Below are 26,925 nucleotides of genomic sequence, written 5' to 3' on the forward strand. Positions count from 1 at the left end.
GGCCCGGGAGCATTTGATGAATCAATCGATGTTTATCGTCTGGCGCGAAAGCGTCGAGGCGTTGCTGGTGATCGGCATCCTCCAGGCCTGGATCAGCCAACAATCCGAGGGCTCGCGCCTGGGTCGTTTTCTATGGGCCGGCGTGGTTCTGGGCCTGCTGTGCTCTGCCGCGTTGGCCGGTTTGATGCTGTGGGCCGGCGAGGCCATGAGCGGCCCCGCCGGGGAATGGTTCCAGGCCGGCATGACCCTGGTGGCAAGCCTGCTGATGGTGCAGATGGTGTTCTGGATGCACCGCCACGGGCCGGGCCTGCGCCAAACCCTGCTGCGCGACGCCGACCAGCGTGCTGCACGTCAGGGCGGATTGGGGCTGCTGTTGCTGGCGCTGTTGGCGGTCAGCCGCGAAGGCAGCGAGACCGTGGTCTTTCTGTACGGCGCCGGTGCCCATCTGCACGGCCCGGCGCAGGGCCTGTTCGCCATTGGCGGCGCGCTGGGCCTGGTGTTGGCCGGGCTGACCGTGATGCTGCTGCGCAGCACGCGACGGCTGATTTCCTGGTCACGTTTTTTCGCCCTCAGCGAGGTGCTGCTACTGCTGTTGGCCGCCGCCTTGCTGGTCGCCGCCATGGAACGCATCGGCGGGCAACTGTTGGCCATGGACATGCCCGACTGGGTCTACACCCTGGTGGGCGAAGCCTGGTGGGACAGCAGCGCCTTGCTCAGTGACAGCCACGGCCTGGGCGCAGTGCTCGCGGGCTTCGCCGGGTACCGCGCGACGCCCAGCACGGTGACCCTGCTGGTACTGGCCGGCTATTGGCTGCTGGTGGGCCGAGGGCTGTATCGCGTCCAGCGAGCGTCGTTGTGAACAGCCCCTGGCTGCAACGCCTGGGGGATGGCATGCGCCGCCATGCACGGCTGATTCGTGGCGTGCAATGGGCCGTGGTGTTGTTCTACGCAGGATTACTGGTAGTGCCCGCCTGGCTGCCGCTGCCCGACAGCCAGGCGCGCCTGCTGGACAACCTGACGCTGCTGGCACAGTTCCTGTTCTGGGGCCTGTGGTGGCCGTTCGTGGTGCTGTCGATCGTGTTATTCGGCCGCGTGTGGTGCGGCGTGCTCTGCCCCGAAGGCTCCTTGAGCGAATGGGCCAGCCGGCATGGTCGCGGGCTGGGTATTCCGAACTGGATCCGCTGGAGCGGCTGGCCCACCGTGGGCTTCTGCCTGACCACCCTCTACGGCCAGTTGATCAGTGTGTACGACTACGCCCAGGCCGCCCTGCTGATCCTCGGCGGCTCGACCGTCGCCGCAGTGCTGGTAGGGCTGCTGTTTGTGCGCGGCAAACGGGTCTGGTGCCGTTACCTGTGCCCGGTCAGCGGCGTCTTCGCCCTGCTCGCACGCCTGGCGCCGGTGCATTTCCAAGTCAACGAACAACGCTGGAAAGCCAACGATGGCCCGCGCCTGCCGTTGCCCAACTGCGCGCCACTGCTGGACATTCGCCGCCTGCAAGGCGCCAGCGATTGCCACGCCTGCGGACGCTGCAGTGGGCAACGCGGCGCGGTGCAATTGATTGCCCGTTCATGCAATAGCGAAATCCTCCAGGCCCCGCGCAAGCCCGCCTTGGTGTGGGATGCACGCTTGTTGCTGTTTGGTGTGATCGGCCTGGCGATGGGCGCCTTCCAGTGGACCGTCAGCCCGTGGTTTATCACGTTCAAACAGTATCTCGCGCAGTGGCTGGTGGAATACGATTGGCTGTGGCCGTTGCAGGACAGCGCGCCCTGGTGGCTGTTGACCCACTATCCCCAGGCCAACGACAGCTTCAGTTGGCTGGATGGTTTTTGCATCGTTGCGTATCTGGGCGCCAGCAGCCTGCTGCTCGGCGGAACCTTGATGGGGCTGGTGCGCCTGGCAGCCAGGTTGAGCGGTGAGCGTGCACGCTATTGGGCCCTGGCCTTGACCTTTACGCCCCTTGGCGGTGCAGGACTGTTCCTGGGGTTGTCGGCAACCACGGTGAAGTTGTTGCGCTATGAGGGATTGTTGCTGGAATGGGTACAACCGGCGCGCGGCATATTGCTGGTCGGGGCTGTTGGCTGGTGTTTGTGGCTGGCGTGGAAACAGCTGGCCGACACACCACTGGCCCAACGTTGCGCTGCCTGGACTTGCCTGCTGCTGGGTAATGGATGGGTGGGATATGGCTGGTGGCTACAATTCTGGGGCTGGAACCTGTAGGAGCCGGCAAGCCGGCGCCTACAGGTATTGAGGTTAGACGCGGAACCTGGCAACCGTCAGGTGCAACTCCCCAGCCATCTGCGCCAGTTCATGCCCCGCCGTATCGGTATGCCGGGCCCCCAGCAACACCTGCTCCGACAGATTGCGAATCCCCACCAGGTTGCGATCCACCTCTCGCGCCACCAATGCCTGCTCTTCGGTGGCGCTGGCAATCATCAGGTTGCGCTCGTTGATCTGCGAGATCGACTGGGTAATCGCTTCCAGTGCCTCGCCCGAACGCTGCGCCACGCTCAAGGTGGTGCGCACCAGGTCGCTGCTGTCCTGCATCGCAGTCACAGCCTGCTCGGTGTCCAGGCGGATATTGCCAATCATCTGCTCGATCTCCTGGGTCGAGGCCTGAGTACGATGGGCCAGGGCCCGCACTTCATCAGCCACCACCGCAAACCCACGGCCGGCATCCCCGGCCCGGGCCGCTTCGATGGCAGCGTTGAGCGCCAGCAGGTTGGTCTGGTCGGCGATGCTGCGGATCACTTCCAGCACGCCGCTGATGTCCTGCACGCGCCCGGCCAGTTGTTGGATCCGTACCGAAGTGCCACTGACGCCGTCTGCCAGGGTGTTGATCGAGGCGACTGTTTCCTGCACCTGATCACGCCCCAATTGGGCCGTCTGTGCAGACAAACGTGAAGCTTCACTGGTGCTCACCGCATTACGCGCCACCTCATCCACGGCCGCCGTCATCTCGTTGACGGCCGTGGCGGCCTGTTCGATTTCCATGCCTTGCAACTGCAGGCTGCTGCTGGTCTGGCTACTGACGGCACTCAACTCCTCGGAAGAACTGGCCACCCGGTCCACCGACATGGCGATCTGGCGCACCATTTCGTTAAGGTTGTGCTGCATTTGCTGCATGTTCTGCATCACGCTGCCGTCGGCACTGCCCGCAGTTGGCACCACGGTGGTCAGGTCGCCCTGGGCAATCTGGCTCAACACCCGCGCGGCCTCATCGGGCTCACCGCCCAGGGGCCGGGTGACGCTGCGGGTGACAATGACCGCAGCAGTTACCACCAGGGCCACGCACAGCAGGAACAACCCGAGCATATTGCGCCGCGCTTCGCGATACAGGGTTTGCGCCGCGTGCTCGCGCTCGGCAAAAATCTGCCCCTGCAAGGCCATCATCGCCTCCAGGCTCTTGAACACCGCCTGCTCGGCCGGTTGCACGTTCTGCTTGAGCTGTGCCACGCCTTGCGCATGGGCGCCCTGGCGGATCAGCGCCTGCACCTGGGTGAAGGCGCTGACATAGGCTTCGCGGTGCTTCTTCAGGTCGGCAAAGGCCGCCTGGCCGGTGGCCGTATCGAACAATGGCTCCAACTGAGTAAAGGCGTCGGTGATGCGTTGGCGGGTGGTGCTGATGGCCTGCTGGGTCGCCTGGTTGTCCTGGTCGATCAGCAAGTCACGGGTGTTGCGGCCGTTGTCGCGCACACCTGTGGCAATCACCATGATCGGGGCAATTTTCGGCCAGTCTTGCTGCACGATCAGCTCCGACTGTTCCTTGAGGGTGCCCAGGTCGTGCAAGGCGTAGAACGCCATGCCGGCCAGGGCCAAAGGTGCGATAGCAAAGCCGATCGCGATACGGCGGGCAGTGGTTAATCGAGTCATGTCATAAGCTCCCTGATGAATACCTGCCCACAAGGGGCAGCATCTTTGATAATCCGGTGGGAGTTCAATCGCCACGCTTGAAAGGGCTCCGCGAAGGGATCAACCCCGTAAAACAAATGCCGGGAACAGTGCCCGCATTTTCTCCCATAGTTCAGGCCGCAAGGCCTGTGCCGAAACACTCGGCAGTTGCTCATCGAGCATGCGTGCCGTGCGTACCAACTGCACGGCGAAGCGCTTGACACCTCGCTCGTGCAAACGCTGGGCCAGCAGCAACAGGCGTTGCGGGTCGATCAGGTGCCAATGCACGGTGGTGCGGCACTCGTAGTCCACGCCGCTGTGCAGCAGCAGGTCGAGGCTGCGCCAATTGGCGGTGCCGCTGCCCTTGACCTGGGTGATCAATTGGCAATCTTCGGCCAGGGCCTTGACGTCGAAACCAACCCAGTCGGCATGCTCCAGGGCATGGGCGAACGCTGCAGGCTTGATACCGGCGCTGTGCAGGCCGATGCGAAAACCCATCTGGCGCACTTCATCCATAGCGCCAGACAAGCCTTCCTGCAAAGTGGGTTCGCCACCGCTGAACACCACGGCGTCCAGCAGGTCCTGGCGCCGTTGCAGAAACAGCAAAACCCGGCGCCAATCCACCTCATCGCTGCCGCGTGGGGGAATCAGGTCCGGGTTATGGCAGTACCGACAACGCCAGGCACAGCCCTGGCAAAACAGCACGCAGGCGAGCATGCCGGGGTAGTCGAGGGTGGTCAGGGGCACCAGGCCCCCGACCCGTAGCGCTCGACTCATTGGCGCCCGGCCGCAGCGGCACTTTCGGTAAAGTGCACGCGCTCACGGTGCTCCGATTGTTTGCCGGGGTTAAAGGCCGAAACCGGTCGGTGGTAACCCATGACACGGGTCCAGACTTCACAGCGTTGGCGTTGTGGCTGGGAGGTTTGCATGGTGAATCTCCTTGGGGTTTGAAAACGGTTGGCTCCTGGGTAGGAGCGAACTTGTTCGCGAAGAACCAGAGGGTGCCGCGCTAAATCTGGATGCCCGCGTTATCGTTGATGTTTTTCGCGAGCAAGCTCGCTCCTACAGGGTGGCGTTAAGGGCCAGGATCTCGTCGCACTTGGGACAGAATTCATGTTCGCCCGCCAGGTAGCCGTGCACCGGGCAGATGGAGAACGTCGGTGTCACCGTCAGGTACGGCAGGCGGAAGCGTCCCAGGGCCTTGCGCACCAATTGCTTGCAGGCCTGGGCCGAGGAAATCTGCTCGGCCATATACAAATGCAGCACCGTGCCGCCGGTGTATTTGCATTGCAGTTCGTCTTGCAGCTCCAGGGCTTCGAATGGGTCTTCGGTGAAGCCCACCGGCAGTTGCGAGGAGTTGGTGTAATACGGCGCGTCAAGGCTGCCGGCCTGGAGGATCGTGGGGAAACGCTTGAGGTCTTCCTTGGCGAACCGGTAAGTGGTGCCTTCAGCCGGCGTGGCTTCCAGGTTGTACAAATGCCCGGTTTCTTCCTGGAACCGCAGCAACGTAGCGCGCACATGATCCAGCACCTGCAACGCAAACTCGCGCCCACGGGCGGTATGGGTACCCTCCTCGTCGGCGGTGAAATTGCGCAGCATCTCGTGCATGCCGTTCAGGCCGATGGTGGAGAAATGATTGCGCAAGGTGCCCAGGTAGCGCTTGGTGTAGGGGTACAAACCGGCATCCATATGGTGCTGGATGACTTTGCGCTTGACCTCCAGGCTTTCCATCGCCAGCTCCATCAGGTGGTCCAGGCGTTGCAGCAGGCCACTGGTATCGCCCTTGAACAGATACCCCAGGCGCGCACAGTTGATGGTCACCACGCCCAATGAGCCGGTCTGCTCTGCCGAACCGAACAACCCGCCGCCACGCTTGAGCAACTCGCGCACGTCCAGCTGCAAGCGGCAGCACATCGAGCGCACCTGATTGGGCTGCATATCGGAGTTGAGGAAGTTCTGGAAATACGGCAGGCCGTAGCGCGCGGTCATTTCGAACAGGCGGTCGGCGTTTTCGCTGTCCCATGGGAAATCATGGGTGATGTTGTAAGTGGGGATCGGGAAGGTAAACACCCGCCCCTTGGCGTCACCCGCCTGCATCACTTCGATATAGGCACGGTTGATCAGCTCCATTTCCGCCTGCAGGTCGCCGTAGGCAAACGGCATCTCTTCGCCGCCGATAATCGGGATCTGCTCGCGCAGGTCTTCGGGGCAAACCCAGTCGAACGTCAGGTTGGTAAACGGCGTCTGGGTGCCCCAGCGCGATGGCACGTTGAGGTTGTAGATGAACTCCTGCACCGCCTGGCGAATCTCGGGAAACGACAGTTGGTCCTTGCGCACAAAGGGCGCCAGGTAGGTGTCGAACGAACTGAAAGCCTGGGCACCGGCCCACTCGTTCTGCAGGGTGCCGAGGAAATTGACCATCTGCCCCAGGGCACTGCCCAGGTGCTTGGGCGGCCCGGCTTCGACGCGGCCGGGCACGCCATTGAGCCCTTCGTGCAGCAACGTGCGCAGGGACCAGCCGGCGCAATAGCCCGCGAGCATGTCCAGGTCATGGATATGCAAATCCGCCTCGCGGTGGGCCTGGCCGATCTCCTGGCTGTAGACCTCGTCCAGCCAGTAATTGGCGGTGACCTTGCCCGACACGTTGAGTACCAGCCCGCCCAGGGAATAACCCTGGTTGGCATTGGCCTGCACGCGCCAGTCTTCACGGTCGAGGTACTCGTTCATCGAGGTGGCGACTTCCACCAGGGTCTTGCGATCACGGCGCAGGCGCCCGTGTTGCTCGCGGTAGACGATATAGGCACGCATCGCCAAAAAGTACCCGGCGTCCATCAGCACCCGCTCGACACTGTCCTGGATCTGCTCCACATCCAACCGGGTGATCCCGCGCAACCTGGCGAGCACCGCCCCTAACAACAGATCGACCTCGGCGTCCTGATACTCGCCGGTGGCGTTACCCGCGGCGATCATCGCCTGGCGGATTTTCTCGGCGTCAAAGGCTACGAGAGTGCCATCGCGCTTGTGTAGACGGGTACTGACCAGCGGGCTTGAGGTGATCTGCATGGGGGCTCCAAAACACTACATATAGATTTAATAGTTCGTATAGACACAAGATGCAGTGATGGTACGCAGTGAAAGGTAGGTTGCAATTGACCAGGGTCAAGTTTGCGCAGAGGTATCGTCACAGGCCAGTTCACGTTCAATCTGTTCGATGCTGGGTAAGCTGGTTTGAAGTTCTGTCGGGAGGGAGGCGACCAACTGGTACTCCGCAACCCCGATGGGTCGAGCGCTGTCACGCAAGGCATATTCAGCCACTATCTTGTTTTTGCTTTTGCACAGCAGCAAACCAATGGTGGGGCTGTCTTGTGGGTGCTTGAGTTGGGCGTCCACTGCTGCGAGGTAAAAACCCAACTGCCCCAGATGCTCTGGCTTGAACTTGCCGGCCTTGAGTTCAATAGCGACGTAACAACGCAGATTCAGGTGATAAAACAGCAGGTCAATGAAGAACTCCTCGCCCCCCACATCGAGCAGGACCTGCTTGCCGACAAAAGCAAAGCCTGCCCCCAACTCCAGCAGAAAGTCGGTGACATGCCTGATCAATGCGCCTTCGATCTCACGCTCCTGCGCGTCCAGGGTCAGCCCCAGAAAATCGAAACGATAGGGATCTTTCAGCGACTCGCGGGCCAAGTCCGACTGGGGTTTGGGCAGCAGGGTTTCGAAGTTGCTGACAGCATTGCCACTGCGCTCCAGCAAACGGGTCTCGATTTGCATGACCAGAATGTTGCGTGACCAGTTGTGTTCAATGGCTTGGGCGGCGTACCAGCGGCGGGTTTCGGGGCCAGGCAGTTTATCGAGCAGTGCTATTTGGTGATACCAAGGCAATTGTGCAAGCACCGCTTGCACAAACTCAGGTTCCGGCCAAGCCTCAGCAAATGCGCGCATGTACTTGAGGTTACGCGGCGAAAAACCTTTCATATCAGGAAAAGCTGAACGCAAATCCCGCGCCAGACGCTCAATGACTTTTGCTCCCCACCCCTGTTGCGCCTGTCGGGTCAAGATGTCCTGGCCAATCTGCCAGTACAGCAGCACAAGCTCACGGTTTACCGCCAGAGATGCACGTTGCTGGGCAGAGTGGATGCGGTTTTTCAGCTCCTTCAACCAGTCGCCATATCCCTCAGGGGGTGTAGTGAAGCCGTCAGCGGATCGATTCATTCCGGGTTCCTTGTCGATATTGCGCGTTGTAGAAACGAGCAATGGTAACGACGGAAAAAAGCCACGCGGGCCAGCGGAATGCCCTTGATACAAAACAACGGGAACTACTGTTCGACAGGGCTCCGGCACTTCCTCACCCCCCACTCATGTTCATAAACCGCACCACCTGCACCTCGCCCTCCCCGGTAAAGTCATGGCGTAACGGTTTACCCCGCAACGCCTTGTGCAGCGCCTCCACCAACGGCCGGTCATCCAACGGATAGCGGCGCACCAACGCACGGAAATCCACCGCGTTGTCCTGCCCCAGGCACAGCAGCAACTGCCCCTCCACCGTCATCCGTACCCGGTTGCAACTGGCACAGAAGTTATGGGAATTGGGCGAGATAAAGCCGATGCGCGTCTGCGGATGCCGGGCCAGGCGTACGTAACGTGCCGGGCCGCCGCTGTTTTCGGTGCTGTCGAGTAAAGCGTGGTGCTCGGCAATCAATGCACGCACCTGCTCGCTGGAACAGAAGGTTTCACCACGCGAGCGCCCCACATCCCCCAGGGGCATCTCTTCGATAAAGCTGATATCGATGCCCTGGTCGATGGCGTACTGCACCAGCGCCGGGACTTCATCGAAGTTGCGCCCCTTCATCACCACGCAGTTGAGCTTGACCCGCTCGAACCTGGCATCCCGTGCGGCCTCGATGCCGTCCAGCACCTGGCGCAGGTCGCCGTTGCGGGTAATCGCGCGAAAACGTTCAGGGTCGAGGCTGTCCAGGCTGATGTTCATGCGCTTGACCCCGGCCTCTACCAGAGGCCGCGCCAACCGGCCCAGTTGCGAACCATTGCTGGTCATCACCAGCTCGCGCAGACCGGGCAATGCGGCGATATGGCGGCACAGCTCGACAATGCCCGGGCGGATCAGCGGCTCACCGCCCGTCAGGCGAATCTTGCGTACGCCCTGGCTGACGAACACCGTCGCCAGCCGTTGCAGCTCCTCCAAGGTCAATACTTGCTGGCGCGGCAGGAAGGTCATGTTTTTTGCCATGCAATACACACAGCGAAAATCACAACGATCAGTCACCGACAGCCGCAGGTAGTCAATGGAACGGCCCACTCCATCCACCAGGCTCATATCACTGCACCAACGGCGAGTCGGCGCCCTGCAACACGATACCGCGCACATCGGCCGCGCCGACCAGGGTTTGCAGGTATTGCACCAGTGCCTTCTGCCACACCCCTTGCTGCAACTGAGTGCGAATCGCCGTGGCTACCACCTCGTACGGCAACGGCTGGCCTTCGATACGTTGATCGACGCAGATCACATGCCAGCCGTAGCGGCTTTCCAGAGGTTTACTGGCCAGGCCTGGCGCCAGGGTAAACAACTGGCGCTCCAGCTCCGGCACGGTCTGGCCCTTGCTGACTTGCCCGAGCGAGCCGCCCTGGGCCTTGGACGGGCACGCCGAGTACTTCAGCGCCAGTTCAGCGAAGGCGCCGGGCGCCTCCTCCAGGCTCAGTAACAGCACTTCGGCCTGGGACAGTGCCTGATGGCGTGCCTCGGCATCGTCCGGCGCACACTCCAGCAAAATGTGCCGTACCGCCAGCAACGGCGCGCTGTGAAAGCGCCCTCGATTGCTTTCGAAGTAGCGTACACAGGTGGCTTCGTCACACTCCGGCACCTTGACTTCACGCTCCAGCAACAGGCGAGTCGCCGCCTCTTCTTCGTTCTCGCCGGCGCCGATTTCCAACTGCACACCCAATTCGCGAATCCGCTGCTGTAACAGCTCGCGGATCACCAAGGCACGGGCGGCGAGGAACACCGCCTCCTCGCGGCTTTCTGCCGGGTGATATTGCAACTCCTGGGCCATATTTTCCGGGGTGATCACCACCCCGTTGACGCTGACAACCGGCCATTCCTGCTCGCTGCTGGCGATCAGTTGCGGCTCAACCGCCACCTCGACCTCGGGCACCACCATGTCCACAGCCTTGGCCGAAGAACTGCAACCGCCACCGCCAGCACCGCCACCACATCCGCATCCTGTAGTCATGACGTTCTCCTCACTTTTGCCGCACGATTTGATAACGACGGCCCAGGTACCAGATCGGCGCGCTGACCATATGCACCAGACGGGTAAACGGGAACAGTACAAACAGGGTCAGGCCCAGCGCCACGTGTGCCTTGTAGATCAGGCTCACCGGGGCAATCGCCGCCGCCGCTTCCACCGGCCGCAGCAACACCACGTTCTGCGCCCAGTCCGCGAGCATCACCATCACCGAACCGTCCATATGCCCGGTCGACGCAACGATAGTCAGCAAACCCAGGACCAACTGCGCCAGCAACACCAGCAAGATCAGGATGTCCGACGGGCTTGATGTGGCCCGTACCCGTGGATCGGTGAGGCGGCGCTTGACCAGCATCACCAGGCCCACCAGACACAGCAGGCCGAAGAAACCACCGGAAACCATCGCCAGCAATTGCTTGTTTTCGGTACTGATCACATGGTGGTAGACCGATGCCGGCGTGAGCAGCCCGACAAAATGCCCGGCCAGCACAAACAGCACACCGATATGGAAGAAATTGCTCGCCACGCGCATGCCACGGTTATTGAGCATCTGGCTGGAGCCGGCCTTCCAGGTGTACTGCGACAGGTCAAAGCGTGCCCAACTGCCCAACAGGCAGATCGCCAGGGCGACATACGGATACACGCCAAATACCAGCAAATTCCACTTAGACATTACCCACCTCCTTGGCTGGCGCGGCGGCCAGCCCTTCGTGCTGAAAATCCACCCAGTGCAACGGCACCGCACTTTCTTCGCGGGCCTTGCCCGGTGCACTGGGCATGGCGCTGCAACGGTCCTGCTGCTCGGCCTGCATAAAGTCCACGGCCTCCTCTTCCCAGACCTTGTCCAGGGCTTCGAGGGAGTCGTCGCGCACTTCGGCGGCCACTTGCTCACGCAACTGGGCAATCGCCTGATGGGGCTCGGCGCCGCTGATCTGCAACAGCGCACGGAAGCAACTGGCGTAGGCGCTTTCGCGCTCGTCCAGGCGCGCCGCCAGCAAGGCCAGCAGGTGCGCCACATCCGCCAGGCCCTCGCGGGCCTCGATGTCTTCGCGGGTGGACAAGAACTCCAGGTACAGCGGGATGTAGTCCGGCAGCTCCTTGACGCCGATAGCGAAGCCCGCCTCCTGGTATTGGGCCATCATGTCGACCATGGCCTGGCCACGGTCCCGCGACTCGCCATGTACATGTTCGAACAACAGCAACGACAGCGAACGGCCCCGGCCAAACAACGCACCGTAGTGCTCCTGGCCATCCATCAGGTCATTGCTGCAGATCAGCTCCAGCAACTCGAACAATGCACCGCGTTGCTTGGGGCTGATTTCCCGCGATTCGATAATCGCCTGCTCCAATTCATCGCGGCCGCTCACCAGGGTCTCGGTGGGATAGTCCAGTAACAGCGAAATCACTTTAAGAATACGCATGGCTCAGTCCTCCCAGATCTGTACGGTTTTCAGTACGTCACGGCGGTTGGCCTTCTTCGCCCCGAACATATTGGTGTCGGAGCTGCCACTGCAGCCGCTGCCGAAGCTGAAACCACAGCCTGAGCGCTCGGCAAACGCATCGCTCATCGCGTCTTCACGGTGGGCGCTGGGCACCACAAAACGGTCTTCGTAGTTGGCAATCGCCAGGTAGCGGTACATCTCTTCGACCTGGGTCACGCTCAGGTCCACGTCGGCCAACACTTGCAGGTCCTCGACGCCATCCACTTGCTGGGAGCGCTTGAAGGCGCGCATGGCCAACAGACGTTTAAGCGCACGCTTGACCGGTTTTTCGTCACCGGCAGTCAGCATGTTCGCCAGGTAGCGCAACGGAATCCGCAGGCTGTCGACATCCGGGATCACCCCGTTCATACCCACGGTGCCCGCAGCCGCCGCGTTCTGGATCGGCGAGAGTGGCGGCACGTACCAGACCATCGGCAAGGTGCGGTATTCCGGGTGCAGCGGCAATGCCAGCTTCCAGTCCACGGCCATTTTGTACACCGGCGAACGCTGGGCCGAGTCGATCACCGACTGCGGTACACCATCGGCCAGGGCCTGGCGAATCACCGCCGGGTCATTCGGGTCGAGGAAAATTTCCAGCTGCTTCTCGTACAGGTCATGCTCGTTGGCAGTGCTGGCCACTTCGCTGATGCGGTCGGCGTCATACAGCAGCACGCCGAGGTAGCGGATTCGCCCGACGCAGGTTTCCGCACAGACGGTGGGCATGCCCGCTTCGATCCGTGGGTAGCAGAAGATGCACTTCTCGGATTTGCCGCTTTTCCAGTTGAAGTAGATTTTCTTGTACGGGCAGCCGCTGATGCACATGCGCCAGCCGCGGCACTTTTCCTGGTCGATCAGGACGATGCCATCCTCTTCACGCTTGTAGATCGCGCCGCTGGGGCACGACGCCGCGCACGCCGGGTTCAGGCAGTGCTCGCACAGGCGCGGCAGGTACATCATGAAGGTGTTTTCGTACTCGCCATAAATGTCGGCCTGGATCTGGTCGAAGTTCTTGTCCTTGCGGCGCTTGGCAAATTCGGTGCCAAGGATTTCTTCCCAGTTGGGGCCCCACTCGATCTTTTCCATGCGTTTGCCCGACACCACCGAGCGCGGGCGCGCAGTGGGTTGGTGCTCGCCCAGAGGCGCGGTGTGCAGGTGCTGGTAATCGAAGTCGAACGGCTCGTAGTAGTCGTCCAGGCTCGGCAGGTCGGGGTTGGCGAAGATATTCGCCAACACGCGGAACTTGCCGCCGATACGTGGGTTGATCGAGCCGTTGGCGTTACGGACCCAGCCGCCCTTCCACTTGTCCTGGTTCTCCCACTCCTTGGGGTAGCCAATGCCCGGCTTGGATTCAACGTTGTTGAACCAGGCGTATTCCATGCCTTCACGGCTGGTCCAGACGTTTTTGCAGGTGATGGAGCAGGTGTGGCAGCCGATGCATTTGTCCAGGTTCAGGACCATGCCGATTTGTGAGCGAATCTTCATCTCAGTTCTCCTCGATATCGGTCGGCAATGGACGCGGCAGATCATCACCGCTGGAACCATCGAGCCAATCGACCTTGACCATCTTGCGCACCACCACGAATTCATCGCGGTTGCAGCCGACCGTGCCGTAATAGTTGAAACCGTAGGCCTGCTGGGCATAGCCGCCGATCATGTGTGTCGGCTTGAGCACCACGCGGGTCACCGAGTTGTGGTGGCCGCCACGGGTCTTGGTGGTCTCCGAGCCGGGCACGTTCACGATGCGTTCCTGGGCGTGGTACATCATCACCATGCCTTCCTTGACCCGCTGGCTGACCACCGCACGGGCGGTCAGGGCGCCGTTGACGTTGAAGCACTCGATCCAGTCGTTGTCCTCGATCCCGGCACGCTTGGCGTCGATTTCCGAGAGCCACACAATCGGGCCGCCACGGCTCAGGGTGAGCATCAGCAGGTTGTCGCTGTAGGTGCTGTGGATCCCCCACTTCTGGTGCGGGGTGATCCAGTTCAGGACGATTTCGGTCTCGCCATTGCTGCGTTTGTCCTTCACGCCTTCGATGGTGCGGGTGTTGACCGGTGGCCGATAGCTCATCAATTGCTCGCCGAAGGCCTGCATCCACGGGTGATCCTGGTAGAACTGCTGGCGGCCGGTGATGGTGCGCCATGGGATGTTTTCATGGACGTTGGTGTAGCCGGCGTTGTAGCTCACATGCTCGTCTTCGAGGCCCGACCAGGTAGGGCTGGAGATGATCTTGCGCGGTTGTGCCTGGATATCGCGGAAGCGGATTGCTTCGTGGGCCTTGGAAATCGCCAGGTGGCTGTGGTCGATACCGGTGAACTCCGACAACGCGGCCCAGGCTTTCAGGGCGACCTTGCCGTTGGTTTCCGGGGCCAGGGACAGGATCACCTCGGCAGCGTCGATTGCCGTGTCGATTTTCGGCCGGCCATGGCTGATGCCCGCGTCGCCTTCATGGTGGTTGAGTTCACCGAGGAACTCGACCTCTTCATCGGTGTTCCAGTTGATGCCCTTGCCGCCGTTGCCGAGTTTTTCCAGCAACGGGCCGAGGGACGAGAACTTCTTGTAGATGTTCGGGTAGTCCCGTTCCACCACCGCCATGTTCGGCGCGTTCTTGCCCGGTACCGGCGCCACACCGGCGCTTTTCCAGTCGGTGCCGCCAAACGGCTGGGCCAGTTCGCCGACGCTGTCATGCATCAGCGGTACGGTGACCAGGTCTTGTTCCACACCCAAGTGGCCGACCGACATGGCCGAGAACGCCTTGGCAATGCCTTTGTAGATTTCCCAGTCCGAACGCGATTCCCACGCCGGATCGATCGCCGCCGACAGCGGGTGAATGAACGGGTGCATGTCCGAGGTGTTCATGTCGTCTTTTTCGTACCAGGTTGCGGTCGGCAACACGATGTCGGAATAGACGCAGGTGGAGGACATCCGGAAGTCCAGGGTGGTCACCAGATCCAGCTTGCCGATGGCGCCGTCTTCGACCCATTCGGCCTCGGTCGGCTTGCATTCGCTGCTGTGGCCGATGTCTTCGTTCATCACCCCGTTCTTGGTACCCAGCAGGTACTTGAGCATGTACTCGTGACCCTTGCCCGACGAACCCAGCAAGTTGGAGCGCCAGATGAACATGTTGCGCGGGAAGTTCACCGGGCTGTCCGGCTGCTCGCAGGCAAAGCGCAAGGTACCGTCCTGCCAGGACTTGACCACGTAGTCTTTCGGGTCCATGCCAGCGGCTGCGGCGTCACGGCAGATATGCAGCGGGTTGGTGTTGAGTTGTGGCGCGCTGGGCAACCAGCCGGCACGTTCGGCGCGGATGTTGTAGTCCAAGGCGTGCTCGGGGAATTGCGACTTGTCGGCCAGCGGCGAGAGGATGTCGTGCATGCTCATCTTCTCGTGGCGCCATTGCGAGCTGTGGCCGTAGAAGAAGCTGGTACCGTTCATCTGGCGTGGCGGACGGTTCCAGTCCAGGCCGAATGCCAGGGGCAACCAACCGCACTGCGGACGCAGTTTTTCCTGGCCCACGTAGTGCGCCCAACCGCCACCGGTCTGGCCGACGCAACCGCAGAGCATGAGCATATTGATCAGCCCGCGGTAGTTCATGTCCATGTGGTACCAGTGGTTCATCGCCGCACCGACGATGATCATCGAGCGACCACGGGTCTTGTCGGCGTTGTCGGCAAACTCACGGGCGATCTGGATCGCCTTCTCACGGCTGACGCCGGTGATTGCTTCCTGCCAGGCCGGCGTACCCGGCACGCTGGCGTCGTTGTAGTCCTTGGCCACGTTGCTGCCGCCCAGGCCACGGTCGATGGCGAGGTTGGCGGCAGACAGGTCGAACACCGTTGCCACTTTGGCTACGGTACCGTCGGCCAGGGTCACGCTGTGGACCGGCACCCGACGGAACTGCACGGCATCGCCAGCCACGTGCTGGAAATAGTCGTGGGCTTCACCGGCAAAGTACGGGAACGCCACTTCGGCGACGTCATCGCCGATCAGGCTCAGTTTCAGGTCGATCTCGCGACCTTCACCGCCCTCTTTGGCGAGGATGTTCCACTTGCCCTTCTCACCCCAGCGATAGCCGATGGCGCCTTGTGGCGAGACCAGTTCGCCGCTCTCGTCGAGGGCGATGGTTTTCCATTCCGGGTTGTTGTCCTGGCCGAGGTTGTCCACCAGGTCCGACGCGCGCAAAAAGCGATCGGGCTGGAAGCCTGCGCCCGGAGCAAAGCCGGTCATGGGTTTGAGCATCACCAGCACCGGCAAGTCGGTGTAGCGCTTGGCATATTCAGTGAAATACGCGCTCGGCTTATCCAGGTGAAATTCCTTGAAGATCACATGGTTGAACGCCTGGGCCAGCGCGGCGTCGGTGCCCTGCTTGGGGTTGAGCCACAGGTCGGTGAGCTTGGCCACTTCCGAATAGTCAGGAGTGATGGCCACGGTCTTGGTGCCCTTGTAGCGCACCTCGGTGAAGAAGTGTGCGTCCGGGGTACGGGTCTGCGGGACGTTGGAGCCCCAGGCAATGATGTAGTTGGAGTTGTACCAGTCGGCCGATTCCGGCACGTCGGTCTGCTCACCCCAGACCATCGGCGAGGCTGGCGGCAGGTCGCAGTACCAGTCGTAGAAGCTCAGGCACACGCCGCCGATCAGCGACAGGTAACGCGAACCTGCGGCGTAGCTGACCATGGACATGGCCGGGATCGGCGAGAAGCCGACGATGCGGTCCGGGCCATATTGCTTGATGGTGTAGACGTTGGACGCGGCGATGATCTCGTTGACTTCATCCCAGTTGGAACGGATGAAGCCGCCCATGCCGCGTTTGCTTTTATAGGAGTCGGCCTTGACCTTGTCCTCGACAATGCTCGCCCAGGCCTCGACCGGCGACAGGGTCAGGCGCGCCTCGCGCCATAGCTTGAGCAGTGGCTTGCGGATCTTCGGGTACTTCAAGCGGTTGGCGCTGTAGATGTACCAGCTGTAACTCGCGCCACGGGGGCAGCCGCGTGGTTCGTGGTTAGGCAAGTCGTTGCGGGTACGCGGGTAATCGGTCTGCTGGGTTTCCCAGGTGATCAGGCCGTTCTTCACGTAGATCTTCCACGAGCACGAGCCGGTGCAGTTCACCCCGTGGGTGGAGCGCACGATCTTGTCGTACTGCCAGCGCGAACGGTAGACGTTTTCCCAGTCGCGGGACTCTTTGCGGGTCTCGCCGTGACCGTCAGAAAACTCGTCTTGCTTGCGATTGAAGAACCGCAGTTGATCCAGTAAATGACTCATGGTGCTTTCCTCAGAGGCTTGCTGCGGGGTTCTGTGCCCCGCCCACGCAAGGTGTGAATTGGGGTCGACTCAGCAGGGGGTCTCGGCGCCTTTGCGCGCATACCACCACCACGTCACGACGATGCAGCTCAGGTAGAAGCCGACAAACATGTAGAAGGCCAATGCCGGGCTGCCGGTGTAGGCCATGGACGAGCCAAAGGTCTTGGGAATGAAGAACGCCCCGAAGGCGCCCATGGCCGAGCTGAAGCCCAGGACTGCCGCTGATTCCTTGCTGGCATCCTTGAGGGCTTGCTCACGCACGGCGACGGGTTTGCCGGCGCTGGCTTTTTCATGCTGGGTGCGGAAGATCACCGGGATCATGCGGAAGGTGGAGCCGTTGCCAATACCGGTGGTGATGAACAGCAGCATGAACATGCCGAGGAAGCCGTAGAAGCTGCCGCCCTCGCCGTTCAGTGGCAGAAAGTGCAAGACGCCAAACACCATCACGATCATCAGCACGAAGTTCCACAGGGTCACCCGCGCACCGCCCAGTTTGTCGGCCAGCCAGCCGCCCAATGGGCGTACCAGGGCGCCTACCAATGGGCCGAGGAAGGCGAATTTCAGGGCGTTGACGTCGGGGAACGAGGTCTTGATCAGCATCGGGAAGGCGGCCGAGAAGCCAATGAAGGAACCGAAGGTCGCCAGGTATAGCCAGCACATCAGCCAGTTGTGCTTGCGCTTGAAGATCACCGCCTGCTCGCTGAACGAAGCGCGGGCGCTGGACAGGTCGTTCATGCCGAACCAGGCGAACAGGGTCACGGTGATGATGAATGGTACCCAGATAAAGCCGGCGTTCTGCAGCCACAACTGGCTACCGTCTTCCAGGGTCTGCGGCTGGCCACCGAGCAGGCCGAACACGCCGAAAGTAATCACCAGCGGCACGCAGAACTGCATCACCGACACCCCCAGGTTACCCAGGCCGGCGTTCAGGCCCAGGGCCGTGCCTTGTTGGGACTTGGGGTAGAAGAAGCTGATGTTGGACATGCTGGAGGCGAAGTTGCCGCCACCAAAACCGCAGAGCAGCGCGATCAATACAAACACGCTGTAGGAGGTACTCGGGTCTTGCACCGCAAACCCCATCCACAGTGATGGAATCAGCAGCGACGCGGTGCTCAGAGCGGTCCAGCGACGACCACCGAAGATTGGCACCATGAACGAATAGAACACGCGCAAGGTGGCGCCGGACAAACCGGGCAAGGCCGCCAGCCAGAACAGTTGGTCAGTGGTGAAGCTGAAGCCGATGGCATTCAGGCGCACGATCACCGTGCTCCACACCATCCATACAGCGAAGGCCAACAGCAGTGCCGGAATCGAGATCCACAGGTTACGGGTCGCGGTCTGCTTGCCGCTGGCGCCCCAGAACGCCGGGTCTTCAGGGCGCCAGTCGTGGATCACCGGGCCCGAGTTGGGCTTTTGCGCGATAGTCATGCGGATTCTCCTTGGAGAGGCTGGGCCGCCGCTTTACCGAGCAGCGGTTGCTTGCGGATTTCGCTGAAGTACATCCAGGTCAGGGATACCCAGACCACGCCGTACATCAACATGAAGCAGGAGGAGCGCACGCCGGTGAGGTCCACCAGGGCGCCGAACATGATCGGCAGCACGAAGCCACCCAGGCCGCCCGCCAGGCCGACGATGCCGGACACCGCGCCCATGTTTTGTGGGTAGTCATTGGCGATGTACTTGAACACCGAGGCCTTGCCGAAGGCGAAGGCGATGCCCATCACAAACAGCAGGATGGTGAAGACGGTGGCGTTGAGGCCGATATGCAAATCCAACGGGCCGTTGACGGTCTGCACCTGCAATTGTGTCTGCGGATAGCTGAGCAGGAACAGGCAGATCCAGCTCACCCACAGCACCCACCAGGTCACGCTTTGTGCGCCCCAGCGGTCAGACATCCAGCCGCCTACGGCGCGCAGCACCCCACCCGGCAGGGAAAAGCAGGCGGCCAGCAGCGCGGCGCTTTGCAAGCTGAAGCCGTATTCCTGCACGTAGTACTTGGTCGCCCACAACGCCAGGGCCACGTAGCCACCGAAGACAATCGAGTAGTACTGGCAGTAGCGCCACACGGCCGGGTCCTTGAGGCACAGCAACTGCTCGCGCAAGGTGGCGCCGCCGGCGCTGCGGTGGGCCTTGTTTTCGCTGGTCAGGAACCAGAACAGCAGCGCGGTGATGAACAGGATCGCGCTGAACACCTTGGGCACCAAGTGCCAGGTGCCCAGGGCAATCAAGGCCGGCGCGAGGAACTTGGTGACTGCCGCCCCCGCGTTACCGGCGCCGAACACGCCCATGGCAAAGCCCTGGTTGTCCTTGTCGAACCATTTGGCGACATAGGCGATGCCCACCGAAAACGAGCCGCCGGCCAGGCCGACAAACAGCCCCAGCACCAGGAACTGCCAGAAGGCGGTGGCGTAGGTGATCAGGTACAGCGGCAGCACGCAGGTGAGCATCAGCACAAAGAACACGATGCGCCCGCCGAAGCGGTCGGTCAGCAGGCCCAGGGGCAGGCGTACCAGAGAGCCAGTCAGCACCGGGGTGGCAGCCAGCAGGCCGAATTGGGTTTCGTTGAGTTGCAGCAGCTCTTTGATCGGCACGCCGAGCACGGCGAACATCATCCAGACCATAAAGCACACGGTGAAGGCCAGCGTACTCATGCCCAGCACCAGGCCTTGTCTTACACGGGGTTGAGTCACGTTTTGCGCTCCCAGAAATGAATCCATGAGCGCAGGTTAGGGGCGACGTCCTCGCAGAACTTGACCCAGATCAACGTCCACCTGGGGGGTATTGGCCTATGCTTGGCCCGTCTACCTCTAAGGAGGTAGGTCAAATAACAAGAGAAAGTCTTTATTTATCAATGGATTGATCTCTTGTGCCGGCTTTTTCCCGTGGGAGGGTGCGCCGGCAACTCTTTAGAGGTAGTGCGCCAGGGAATGCAGAATTCAATACTGTTTCCTATGCCAGGTGCCGCCATGCTGCTGTCCTTACCCCTTCGATTACGCCGTGATGTTTAACTGGCTGCGCAGCTCCCTGCCCGCGCGGGCCGGTGTCGCGGTGATCCTGATTGCGATCCTGGCCCTGGCCAGCTCCCTGAGCGCCGGTTTGATTGCCTGGTTCAGCCAGGGCGACGGCGCGGCCATCAACACCGCAGGCTCGGTGCGCATGGAGACCTACCACCTCAGTTGGAAGCTCGCCGACCATGCCCCGATTGATGAAATCCAGGCCATCACCCAAAGCCTGCAACGGCGCCTGGATAGCCAGTCGTTGAAAGCCGTGCTCGAAGACGGCCCGCACAGCGCCCTGCAACAGAGCTATCGGCAGATCCAGCAACACTGGAACCAGGACCTGCTCCCCGCCATCGAGCGTGGCGACGGCACCTTCTTCCGTGAACGCGCGCCAGCCTTTGTCGAGCAACTCAACCAGTTCGTCAGCCTGTTGCAGCAACAGAGCGAGCACAAACAAGGCTGGCAACAGTTGATCCAGGGCCTGGCGCTGTTCAGTACGCTGATCATCCTGTTGATTGGGCTCTATGAGTTGCAGTACGGCGTGGTCACGCCGCTGAAGGAACTGGTGGACGCCACCCGGCGCTTTCGCGATGGCGACTACACGGCGCGGGTCAACCACCGCTCCCAGGACGAGTTGGGGCAACTGGCCCTGAGCTTCAACACCCTGGCCGAAACCATCGAACAGTCCCACCACACCCTGGAAAGCCAGGTGCAGCACAAGACTCTCAACCTGCAACAGGCCAACGCCGCCCTGGAATTGCTCTATGAGAGCAGCCGCAGCCTGGCCTCGCGCCTGGCCAATGCCGAAGGCCTTGACGAGCTGATCCGCCGCTTCCAGAACCGCCTGCCGGGCCTGCGCCTGTCACTGTGCCTGCAAGGGCACTTCCTCGCCCCGGCGCAACAGATGCTCGCGCTGCATGGAGAAAACAGCCGTAACGTCTGCGCCATCGGTGATTGTGCGACCTGCGAGCGCCATCACGTCGCCCCGCCACAGGTGTTCAGCATCAGTAACCAGGGCGCGGAACTGGGCGAACTCAAGGCGCATTTTGTCGACGGCCATGCGCCCCAGGACTGGGAACAGCAGTTGATCCAGGCCCTGGCCAACCTGATCGGCACCTCGCTTTCACTCAAGCGCCAGCGTGAGCAGGACCACCGCCTGCTGCTGCTGGACGAACGCACCATCATCGCCCGCGAGCTGCATGACTCCCTGGCCCAGGCCTTGTCCTATATGAAGCTGCAAGTCAGCCGCATGCAGACCCTGCTGCGCCGCGACGAGCCCAAGGCCACCCTGGAAACCGTCACCGGCGAACTGCGCGAAGGCTTGAACAACGCCTACCGGCAATTGCGCGAGTTGCTCACCACGTTCCGCCTGCAAATCCACGACGCAGGGCTGGTACAGGAACTCAAGGACACGGCCGAGGAGTTCTCCCGGCGTGGCGAGTTCCAGGTGCATTTACATGTGGATGCGCTGGCCTTCCAGCTGTCGGCCAGTGAGCAGATCCACCTGCTGCAAGTCACCCGTGAAGCGCTGTCCAACTGCCTGCGCCACGCCCATGCGCAGAATGCCTGGCTGCAACTGCGCCAACACGGCGAAACCGTGAGCCTGAGCATTGAAGATGACGGCCGCGGCTTCAGCGAGCCGGTGGACCAACGCGAACACCACGGCCTGACGATCATGGACGAACGCGCCCGCAGCCTGCACGGCCAGCTCGAAATCTCTTCCCGCGAGCCCCAGGGCACGCGGGTGCACTTGCTGTTTCGCCCGGAATTCCTCGGGCACTCTTTACCAGAAGGTAGCTTGTCATGAACACCTCACTGCGCCACGGCATCCTGCTCGTCGACGATCACCCGATGATGCGCCACGGCATGCGCCAGATGCTTGAACTGGAAGACGACCTGCACGTCGTGGGCGAAGCGGGCAATGGTGAGGAAGCGCTAGGCTTGATCGAATCGCTGCAACCGGACCTGGTGCTGCTGGACAACAACATGCCGCAGATGAACGGCCTGGAAACCCTGCGCCGCCTGCGAGCGATGCAATACGCCGGCAAGGTATTACTGTTTACCGTGTCCGATGCCGAAGACGACATCCGCGATGCCCTGCGCCTGGATGCCAATGGTTATCTGCTCAAGGACATGGAGCCTGAGTTGTTGATCCAGTACATCCGCGATGCACTGCACGGTGCGCTGGTGATCAGCCCCGGCCTGACGCGCGTACTGGCCCAGGCACTGCGCTCGCCCCAGCCCCATGCGGCGGTGGAATTGACCGAGCGCGAGCGACAGGTGTTGAAGACCATTGCGGGTGGCTACAGCAACAAAGTGATCGGGCACAAGCTGGGGATTACCGAGGGCACGGTGAAGGTGCATGTGAAGAACCTGCTGCACAAGCTGGGCTTGCGCTCGCGGGTGGAAGCGGCGGTCTGGGCGATGGAGCATTTGCGCCAGGCTGGGTAGGGTTTGATTGTGTGTATTGCCTGTGGGAGTTTGGCTTGCCTGCGATGGCCATGGGTATCTACACAAACTTCTTGGTATGTGTACATATCCGTTGCTGCGGTCATGGCGGCTATGGGTTCCGCCCTTACGGCGGCTCACTTTTGAAGAGCGCAAAAGTAAGCAAAACGCTCTTGCCCCACCACTCGGCACCTCGCCTAGGCTCGGTGTGCCCGTCATCCGACATTGATTTGGGGGGCCGCCGCGATGGGCCATCCATGGCCCAGCGCGGCTAAACCGGCGTCCTGCCGGTTTACCCCCCAAATCAATATCGGATGACGGCCAGCGTGGTTTAACGGGGCGCCTAAGATCAAAATCACAAGCAAAGCGAGGCGGCCTGATAGCCGACCTGATCGTCGAAGCGTGCGCGTACCCCTGTGAGAGCTGGCTTGCCTGCGAAAGCGGTGGTTCAGTCATTGTCTTGGGTGGCTGGTCTCCGGCTATCGCAGGCAAGCCAGCTCCCACATTTGATTGTCGGTGTGACGCAAATTTGTGCCCGGCAAAGATCCCCTGTAGGAGCTGGCTTGCCTGCGATGGTCGTTAACGATGACGTTGGGTATCTGACACCCCGAGGTGTTCTTACTGGCGTGATCGCAGTTCAAGCCAGCTCCTACAGGGGAATGCAGCTGCGCGCTCTGGCGTTGCTGTTGCTCTGCTTTTGATCTTGGGCGCCCCGTTAAACCACGCTGGCCGTAATCCCAATTACCGCACTTTCACCGTCAACGCCCCCACACTCGCCAAAACAATAACCGTCCCCACGATCACCATCACCGAAGGCCGCTGCGCCAATAAAACCCAGGCCAAGACCATTGCAACCGGCGGTATGAGATAAAGCGAAATCGCTGCCCGACTGACTGTACTGTGTGTCAGCACATACGCCCAGGCCAGGTATGCCAGCGCACTGGGAAAGATGCCCAGCACCAGTACTGCCAGGTTCACCGACACCGGAGCCTGGGCCAATTCCTCCGGTAATCCGGGCAGATACACCAGCAGCAACGCCGTACCTGACCATAGGGTGAAGCACACCATCGTCAGCCCGTCATAACGCTGGGCATATCGCTTTTGCAGGGCGAAATACAGGCTCCAGGATGCCGCTGCCAGCAGGATCAACAAGCCGTGCCCATCCAGCTCGCCAAAACCGCGATCCCCAACCGCTACTACCCCCGCACCGAGCAGGCCACCGAGCACACAGCCCCATTGCCAGGTGCTGATCCGCTCCCTGAACACCGTGCTGGCAAGCAACGCGCTGAACAAAGGCGTAGATTGCGCCAGCACACTCGCCGCCCCGGCACTCACACCGCGCTGGCCGTAGTTGAGGGCGATGTGGTGCAGTGTCACCGCAAACAGCCCCAGCACGGTAAACATAGGGAAATCCCGGACCCGAGGCCGTGAAACACCCTTGAACCCAGCCACCCCGGCCATAAAAATCGAAGCAATCACAAACCGCAGTAATGCCAGGTTATCGGGAGCATAAGCCTGCAAGGCGATATGGATGCCGACAGGCGAATACGCCCAGCAGAGGATGACGAAACCGGTTGCCAGGACAACTTTTGCGCGGGACATGAGGGTTCTCAAGAACGTGGCAGCACACAGGCACTGCCTGGCAAAAGTATGAGAAAACCCAAGCCCTGAAAAAAGTGACTTAAACTGAGCCCACCCTTCACTCCAGGTGAATCATGGAACTGTCCCAACTGCGCATGTTCAAGACGGTCTACGAGTTGGGCAGCATTGCCCGTGCTGCCGAACAGTTGCATTGCGTACCGTCCAATATCACAGCAAGGCTCAAGTCCCTGGAGCAAGAACTCGGTATCGCATTGTTTGTTCGAGAAGGCCGGGGCCTGAGGGTCAGCCCCGCCGGCGAAGTGTTTATCGAATACGCGACGAAAATTCTCGACCTGACCGAAGCCTCCCGGCGTGCCGTCGCACCCGGTGGCGCGCCCCATGGGCGTTTGCGTATCGGTGCTATCGAGTCGAGTGCAACCGGGCGCTTGCCGCAGTTGCTGGCGCGCTATCACGCGCTGTATCCCCAGGTAGCGTTGGAGTTGAGCACCGGCACCTGGTCGCAGTTGCTCGATGATATCCAGTACCATCGGCTGGACGCAGCGATTGTCGCCGTGGATGTGCAGCGCCCCGGGCTGGAAAGCACGCTGCTGTATAGCGAAGACCTGGTGCTGATCGCCCCCAAGTCCCTGGGGCCGGTGCGCAGCGTGACGGACCTGCAGGGCCTGACCCTGTTTATGTGGCCGACAGGCTGCCCATATCGCCTGGCCCTGGAGCAATGGTTGTCACGTCACGACCAGGCCGCGTCAATCATCAGCATCGCCAGCTACGGCACGATTATCGGCTGCGTCAGCGCCGGCAACGGCGCCGCGCTGGTCCCGCGTGGGATCTACGAGCAATATCGTCAGGGCGCCAACTGGCAAGGCCACGAGTTCGCGGAACTGACGCGCATCGACAACCTGTTTTACTGGCATGCCAACGCAGGCTGCCATCCGGCGCGGGACGCATTTTCGGCACTGCTGCAGGGCCACTGCCTCCACGGGGTTACCTCCAACGAGGCATAGGCCCCACCGGCCTCACGCTCTACCATGGACGGGAGCGGAGGTACGCCATGCTGACCCATCCATCCATCGTTTTAACCCTGCGCCGACATCATCTGTTCAGCCCGTTGCCGGAGAAGATTTTCCAGGATGTCTGCACCCTGGCCAATCTCAAGCGCCTGCCCGGGCACGCGACCTTGATGCATCAGGGCGATCCTGCCGATCGGTTTTTCCTGCTGGTCAGTGGCCAGGTCAAGTTGCACCGGGTCACCGGCGAAGGCCAGGAGCACCTGGTGGAAGTCATCCGCCCCGGCCAGACCTTTGCCGAAGTCCTGCTGTTCAGCCAGGCCAAGGCGTATCCGGTGAGTGCCACGGCGCTCAAGGACAGCGTGCTGGTGAGCATCGAGGGGCATCACTACCGCAAGGCCCTGGAGGACCAGCCGCAGATCTGCCTGGCGATCCTCGGCACCATGAGCCTGCACTTGCATCAACGCCTCAAGGACATCGACACCCTGACCCTGGCCAATGCCAGCCGCCGGGTCATCAACTTTCTGATCCAGGAGCGCGATGCCGTCAGCGGCGACGTGGTGCTGCAGGTACCCAAGCGTCTGGTGGCGTCAAAACTGGGGATTCAGCCGGAGACGTTTTCGCGGATCCTGCACCGGTTGGTGGACGCTGGCTTGATCGAGGTGCAACGGCGTACGATCCGGATCCTGTGCGAGGAGCAATTGATGACCTATCAGGCCGGCTGACTTAGAATCGACGCCATTCCTCGCCCGCCTTCCTGACACGAGCGCCCCCATGAGCTTTGATTTCGACACGATCCACCCTCGACTCGGCACCGGCAGTACCAAGTGGAGCCGCTACCCCGAAGACGTCTTGCCGATGTGGATTGCCGACATGGATATCGCCGCCCCGCCGGCGATCCTCAAGGCCCTGCACGCGCGCCTGGACCAGCAAATGCTTGGCTACAGCGTCGCCCGCCCGCAAGTGCGCGAGGCGATCATCCGCGACCTGTGGGACAAGTACGCCTGGCGCGTGCAGCCCGATGAATTGCTGTTCCTGCCGGGCGTCGAGCCGGGTTTCAACATGGCCTTGCACGCCTTTGTACAACCGGGCCAACCGGTGGTCTTACAGACCCCCAACTACGCACCGCTGCGCCATGCGGCGGGCAACTGGAACCTGCCAAAGATCGAAGTGCCGTTTGAACTGAGCGACCACGGCGAATACCTCACCCCCCTGCCCGCTTTGCGCCAGGCCTTGCAGGGCGCCGGCGCACTGCTGTTGAGCAACCCCCACAACCCGCTGGGCAAGGTATTCGCCCGCGAAGAGTTGTTGGCCGTGGCCAACGCGTGCCTGGATACGGGTGCGCTGATCATCTCCGATGAAATCCATGCCGAGCTGTGCTTTGACGGGCGCCGGCATATCCCCACCGCCTCGCTGAGTGCAGAAATCGCCCGGCGCACCATTACCCTGATGTCCGCCAGCAAGGCCTACAACGTCGCCGGCCTGAAGACCTGCTTTGCAATTGTCCAGGACCCGCTCATCCGCGAGCGCTTCAACAAGGCCCGCTGCGGCATGGTCGACAGCGTCAGCCCGTTGGGCCTGGAAGCCACCTGGGCGGCGTATAGCCAATGTGGTGAATGGTTGGAAGCGTTGGTCACGTACCTGCAAGGCAACCGCGACTACCTGCTGGACGCGGTGCAAAAACGCCTGCCCGGCATGGTCATGCATGCCCCTCAAGGCACCTACCTGGCATGGCTCGATTGCAACGCCCTGGGCCTGGATGATCCGCAGCGGTTCTTCCTGGAGCAGGCCAAGGTCGGCTTGAGTGCCGGTATTGAGTTTGGCGATGACAGCCAACAGTTCGTACGCTTGAACTTCGGCTGCCCGCGGGCATTGCTGGAAGAAGGTATTTCACGCCTGGAGCGCAGCCTGAATAACCGCTGAACACTCTGCAGGAGCTGGCTTGCC

21 protein-coding genes are annotated in these 26,925 nt (G+C 61.5%); 7 read left to right on the forward strand and 14 right to left on the reverse strand.

Annotated elements, in window-relative coordinates; translation table 11 throughout:
• Positions 1-16: 16 nt before the first annotated feature.
• Positions 17-859, forward strand: coding sequence for an FTR1 family protein (locus H097_RS17145; protein WP_032861238.1), 843 nt, complete (start codon positions 17-19; stop codon positions 857-859).
• Positions 860-891: 32 nt separating this feature from the next.
• Positions 892-2,217 (forward strand): 4Fe-4S binding protein, encoded by a 1,326-nt coding sequence (locus tag H097_RS17150; protein WP_050593400.1) that lies wholly within the window; start codon positions 892-894, stop codon positions 2,215-2,217.
• A 33-nt stretch (positions 2,218-2,250) separates the two neighbouring features.
• On the opposite strand, the gene H097_RS17155 is transcribed toward H097_RS17150, so the two are convergent.
• The 13 genes from H097_RS17155 to H097_RS17215 form a co-directional block, all read right to left on the reverse strand.
• Entirely contained in the window at positions 2,251-3,870 is a 1,620-nt protein-coding gene (locus H097_RS17155; protein WP_032861241.1) for a methyl-accepting chemotaxis protein, read from the reverse strand.
• Between the two features lie 99 nt (positions 3,871-3,969).
• Positions 3,970-4,665, reverse strand: coding sequence for an anaerobic ribonucleoside-triphosphate reductase activating protein (locus H097_RS17160; RefSeq protein ID WP_032861243.1), 696 nt, complete (start codon positions 4,663-4,665; stop codon positions 3,970-3,972).
• Entirely contained in the window at positions 4,662-4,817 is a 156-nt protein-coding gene (nrdD, locus tag H097_RS17165) for an anaerobic ribonucleoside-triphosphate reductase (RefSeq protein ID WP_032861245.1), read from the reverse strand. The genes H097_RS17160 and nrdD overlap by 4 nt, the downstream gene beginning before the upstream one ends.
• Positions 4,818-4,950: 133 nt before the next feature.
• The gene (locus H097_RS17170) at positions 4,951-6,951 is read right to left on the reverse strand and encodes a ribonucleoside triphosphate reductase (RefSeq protein ID WP_032861247.1); all 2,001 of its coding nucleotides are present in this window, start codon (positions 6,949-6,951) and stop codon (positions 4,951-4,953) included.
• Between the two features lie 96 nt (positions 6,952-7,047).
• Positions 7,048-8,100, reverse strand: a complete 1,053-nt coding sequence (locus H097_RS17175; protein WP_032861249.1) for a PDDEXK nuclease domain-containing protein — start codon at positions 8,098-8,100, stop codon at positions 7,048-7,050.
• Between the two features lie 133 nt (positions 8,101-8,233).
• The gene (gene moaA, locus H097_RS17180; protein WP_032861250.1) at positions 8,234-9,220 is read right to left on the reverse strand and encodes a GTP 3',8-cyclase MoaA; all 987 of its coding nucleotides are present in this window, start codon (positions 9,218-9,220) and stop codon (positions 8,234-8,236) included.
• A 1-nt stretch (position 9,221) separates the two neighbouring features.
• Complete coding sequence (locus H097_RS17185; RefSeq protein ID WP_032861251.1) at positions 9,222-10,133, reverse strand: peptidylprolyl isomerase; 912 nt, start codon at positions 10,131-10,133, stop codon at positions 9,222-9,224.
• Positions 10,134-10,143: 10 nt separating this feature from the next.
• Complete coding sequence (narI, locus tag H097_RS17190; RefSeq protein WP_032861252.1) at positions 10,144-10,821, reverse strand: respiratory nitrate reductase subunit gamma; 678 nt, start codon at positions 10,819-10,821, stop codon at positions 10,144-10,146.
• A complete protein-coding gene (narJ, locus tag H097_RS17195) occupies positions 10,814-11,569 on the reverse strand; it encodes a nitrate reductase molybdenum cofactor assembly chaperone (protein ID WP_032861255.1) in 756 nt (251 codons plus the stop codon). Before narJ ends, narI begins: the two co-directional genes overlap by 8 nt.
• A 3-nt stretch (positions 11,570-11,572) precedes the next feature.
• Complete coding sequence (gene narH, locus H097_RS17200; protein WP_032861258.1) at positions 11,573-13,111, reverse strand: nitrate reductase subunit beta; 1,539 nt, start codon at positions 13,109-13,111, stop codon at positions 11,573-11,575.
• Position 13,112: 1 nt separating this feature from the next.
• On the reverse strand, positions 13,113-16,886 hold the full coding sequence (locus H097_RS17205; RefSeq protein ID WP_032861259.1) for a nitrate reductase subunit alpha: 3,774 nt from the start codon (positions 16,884-16,886) through the stop codon (positions 13,113-13,115).
• Between the two features lie 69 nt (positions 16,887-16,955).
• Positions 16,956-18,353, reverse strand: a complete 1,398-nt coding sequence (locus H097_RS17210) for a NarK family nitrate/nitrite MFS transporter (RefSeq protein WP_032861261.1) — start codon at positions 18,351-18,353, stop codon at positions 16,956-16,958.
• Positions 18,350-19,615, reverse strand: coding sequence for a nitrate/nitrite transporter (locus H097_RS17215; RefSeq protein ID WP_082445629.1), 1,266 nt, complete (start codon positions 19,613-19,615; stop codon positions 18,350-18,352). The genes H097_RS17210 and H097_RS17215 overlap by 4 nt, the downstream gene beginning before the upstream one ends.
• A gap of 310 nt (positions 19,616-19,925) precedes the next feature.
• On the opposite strand from H097_RS17215, the gene H097_RS17220 reads away from it, so the two are divergent.
• Complete coding sequence (locus H097_RS17220; RefSeq protein ID WP_032861266.1) at positions 19,926-21,731, forward strand: HAMP domain-containing protein; 1,806 nt, start codon at positions 19,926-19,928, stop codon at positions 21,729-21,731.
• A complete protein-coding gene (gene narL, locus H097_RS17225; protein ID WP_032861267.1) occupies positions 21,728-22,375 on the forward strand; it encodes a two-component system response regulator NarL in 648 nt (215 codons plus the stop codon). The genes H097_RS17220 and narL overlap by 4 nt, the downstream gene beginning before the upstream one ends.
• Before the next feature lie 738 nt (positions 22,376-23,113).
• On the opposite strand, the gene H097_RS17230 is transcribed toward narL, so the two are convergent.
• Positions 23,114-23,974 carry a DMT family transporter gene (locus tag H097_RS17230; protein ID WP_050593390.1) on the reverse strand — a complete coding sequence of 287 codons (861 nt, stop codon included), beginning with the start codon at positions 23,972-23,974 and terminating at the stop codon, positions 23,114-23,116.
• A 113-nt stretch (positions 23,975-24,087) separates the two neighbouring features.
• Between H097_RS17230 and H097_RS17235 the strand changes: the two genes are divergently transcribed.
• The 3 genes from H097_RS17235 to H097_RS17245 are packed head-to-tail and all read left to right on the forward strand — an operon-like array spanning position 24,088 to position 26,901.
• Positions 24,088-24,975, forward strand: coding sequence for a LysR substrate-binding domain-containing protein (locus H097_RS17235; RefSeq protein ID WP_032861270.1), 888 nt, complete (start codon positions 24,088-24,090; stop codon positions 24,973-24,975).
• A 47-nt stretch (positions 24,976-25,022) separates the two neighbouring features.
• Positions 25,023-25,703: a Crp/Fnr family transcriptional regulator gene (locus tag H097_RS17240; RefSeq protein WP_032861271.1), complete on the forward strand. Its 681-nt coding sequence runs from the start codon at positions 25,023-25,025 to the stop codon at positions 25,701-25,703.
• A 49-nt stretch (positions 25,704-25,752) separates the two neighbouring features.
• Positions 25,753-26,901, forward strand: coding sequence for a PatB family C-S lyase (locus tag H097_RS17245; protein ID WP_032861273.1), 1,149 nt, complete (start codon positions 25,753-25,755; stop codon positions 26,899-26,901).
• Positions 26,902-26,925: the final 24 nt, after the last annotated feature.

This window comes from Pseudomonas sp. FH4 (genome assembly GCF_000510915.2).
GTDB lineage: Bacteria > Pseudomonadota > Gammaproteobacteria > Pseudomonadales > Pseudomonadaceae > Aquipseudomonas > Aquipseudomonas brenneri.

Excerpts from the sequence above, each read along its gene's own strand:
- H097_RS17145 (WP_032861238.1), top strand. The coding sequence starts at position 17 with ATGAATCAATCGATGTTTATCGTCTGGCGCGAAAGCGTCGAGGCGTTG.
- H097_RS17220 (WP_032861266.1), top strand. The coding sequence starts at position 19,926 with ATGTTTAACTGGCTGCGCAGCTCCCTGCCCGCGCGGGCCGGTGTCGCG.
- H097_RS17205 (WP_032861259.1), bottom strand. The coding sequence starts at position 16,886 with ATGAGTCATTTACTGGATCAACTGCGGTTCTTCAATCGCAAGCAAGAC.
- H097_RS17170 (WP_032861247.1), bottom strand. The coding sequence starts at position 6,951 with ATGCAGATCACCTCAAGCCCGCTGGTCAGTACCCGTCTACACAAGCGC.
- H097_RS17160 (WP_032861243.1), bottom strand. The coding sequence starts at position 4,665 with ATGAGTCGAGCGCTACGGGTCGGGGGCCTGGTGCCCCTGACCACCCTC.
- H097_RS17240 (WP_032861271.1), top strand. The coding sequence starts at position 25,023 with ATGCTGACCCATCCATCCATCGTTTTAACCCTGCGCCGACATCATCTG.
- H097_RS17230 (WP_050593390.1), bottom strand. The coding sequence starts at position 23,974 with ATGTCCCGCGCAAAAGTTGTCCTGGCAACCGGTTTCGTCATCCTCTGC.
- nrdD (WP_032861245.1), bottom strand. The coding sequence starts at position 4,817 with ATGCAAACCTCCCAGCCACAACGCCAACGCTGTGAAGTCTGGACCCGT.
- H097_RS17185 (WP_032861251.1), bottom strand. The coding sequence starts at position 10,133 with ATGACTACAGGATGCGGATGTGGTGGCGGTGCTGGCGGTGGCGGTTGC.
- H097_RS17245 (WP_032861273.1), top strand. The coding sequence starts at position 25,753 with ATGAGCTTTGATTTCGACACGATCCACCCTCGACTCGGCACCGGCAGT.
- narJ (WP_032861255.1), bottom strand. The coding sequence starts at position 11,569 with ATGCGTATTCTTAAAGTGATTTCGCTGTTACTGGACTATCCCACCGAG.
- H097_RS17175 (WP_032861249.1), bottom strand. The coding sequence starts at position 8,100 with ATGAATCGATCCGCTGACGGCTTCACTACACCCCCTGAGGGATATGGC.
- narL (WP_032861267.1), top strand. The coding sequence starts at position 21,728 with ATGAACACCTCACTGCGCCACGGCATCCTGCTCGTCGACGATCACCCG.
- H097_RS17150 (WP_050593400.1), top strand. The coding sequence starts at position 892 with ATGCGCCGCCATGCACGGCTGATTCGTGGCGTGCAATGGGCCGTGGTG.
- moaA (WP_032861250.1), bottom strand. The coding sequence starts at position 9,220 with ATGAGCCTGGTGGATGGAGTGGGCCGTTCCATTGACTACCTGCGGCTG.
- narH (WP_032861258.1), bottom strand. The coding sequence starts at position 13,111 with ATGAAGATTCGCTCACAAATCGGCATGGTCCTGAACCTGGACAAATGC.
- narI (WP_032861252.1), bottom strand. The coding sequence starts at position 10,821 with ATGTCTAAGTGGAATTTGCTGGTATTTGGCGTGTATCCGTATGTCGCC.
- H097_RS17210 (WP_032861261.1), bottom strand. The coding sequence starts at position 18,353 with ATGACTATCGCGCAAAAGCCCAACTCGGGCCCGGTGATCCACGACTGG.
- H097_RS17235 (WP_032861270.1), top strand. The coding sequence starts at position 24,088 with ATGGAACTGTCCCAACTGCGCATGTTCAAGACGGTCTACGAGTTGGGC.
- H097_RS17155 (WP_032861241.1), bottom strand. The coding sequence starts at position 3,870 with ATGACTCGATTAACCACTGCCCGCCGTATCGCGATCGGCTTTGCTATC.